This is a genomic window from Aeromonas dhakensis, assembly GCF_000820305.1.
GTDB classification, from domain to species: domain Bacteria; phylum Pseudomonadota; class Gammaproteobacteria; order Enterobacterales; family Aeromonadaceae; genus Aeromonas; species Aeromonas dhakensis.
Genome location: NZ_CDBH01000068.1, coordinates 1 through 1,430, shown reverse-complemented (window position 1 = coordinate 1,430; position 1,430 = coordinate 1). Strand labels below are relative to the sequence as shown.

The 1,430-nt window shown below is 64.1% G+C and carries 1 protein-coding gene; it reads right to left on the bottom strand.

Annotation, left to right across the window (positions count from 1 at the left end):
- Positions 1-1,430 (bottom strand): acyl-CoA dehydrogenase (locus tag BN1143_RS20010; RefSeq protein WP_042051929.1); only part of this gene is annotated, 1,430 nt, incomplete at both ends.

Here is a 1,430-nt window from a genome sequence, read left to right as displayed (position 1 = left end):
TTCTGGGCCTGCACCAGCTTCTTCTCGTAGGGCTGCACCGAGACCATAGCCTGGAAGGCACGCTCCATCAGGCCGACCGGATCCGCCTCGTCCTTGCCGACATAGCAGAGCGCGGTCAGACGGTCGCGGAACTCACCCGGCTTCATCATGGCCAGGCAGATGGCGTGGCAGCGATCATCGGCCGGCATCTTGTAACCGACGCCGAACGGGAACACCACCCGCTTGAGCACGGCACCCACCACCTTGTTCGGGAAGTTCTGGAAGAAGCCCTCGAACGCCTTGCCAATCAGGTAGAGGTTGCGCTCCACCGCGTACTGCACGAACGGCAGATCGGAGACCATGCGGCCCTGATCCTCGTAGTGCTTGAGGGTGGCAGAGGCCAGGTAGAGGTGGCTCAGCACGTCACCCAGACGGGCGGAGATCATCTCCTTGCGCTTGAGATCGCCGCCCAGCATCAGCATGGAGACGTCGGCGCACAGCGCCAGCCCTTTACTCATGCGAGAGAGCTGCTTGTAGTAGCGGGCGGTTTCACCGGCCACCGGGGCACTGTTGAACTGGCCCAGGGTCAGCCCCTGGAACAGGGAACCGAAGAAGTTGCCGGCGCCGAAGGCGATGTGCTTCATCAGCAGGGCGTCAAACTTCTCGAGACCGCGCTCCACGTCGGTATCGGCCGCCGCTTCCAGCTCGGCGAACACGTACGGGTGGCAGCGGGTAGCCCCCTGCCCGAAGATCATCAGGTTGCGGGTCAGGATGTTGGCCCCTTCCACCGTGATGGCCACCGGAATGCCCATGTAGGCGTAGCCGGTGTAGTTTTTCGGGCCCAGCTGGATGGCTCGGCCGGCGTGGATGTCCATGGAGTCATCCATGATCTGGCGCGCCATCTCGGTCATGTGGTACTTGGAAATCGCGGTGACGATGGCCGGTGCCTGACCGAGATCCAGGGAGCCGGCGGTCATGCGACGGGCCCCTTCCAGCTGATAGGTGAGGCCGCCGATGCGGGCCAGCGCTTCCTGCACCCCTTCAAACTTGCCGATGGACATGCCGAACTGTTTGCGCACGTAGGAGTAGGCGCCGACGGTGCGGCTCGCCATGTGACCACAGGCGGTGCCAAGGGCAGGCAGCGAGATGCCGCGCCCGGCGGAGAGGCACTCCACCAGCATGCGCCAGCCGCGACCGGCGTAATCCGGGCCACCGATGATCCAGTCGAGCGGAATGAATACATCCTTGCCGAAGGTCGGGCCGTTCAGGAACGCCAGCCCCATGGGGTAGTGGCGATCGCCGACGCGCACGCCGGGGTGACTGGTGGGGATGAGCGCGCAGGTGATACCCAGCTCTTCCTTGTCACCCAGCAGTTTTTCCGGGTCATAGAGCTTGAACGCCAGCCCCAGCACGGTGGCACGGGGAGCCAGAGTGATGTAGCGCTTGTTCCA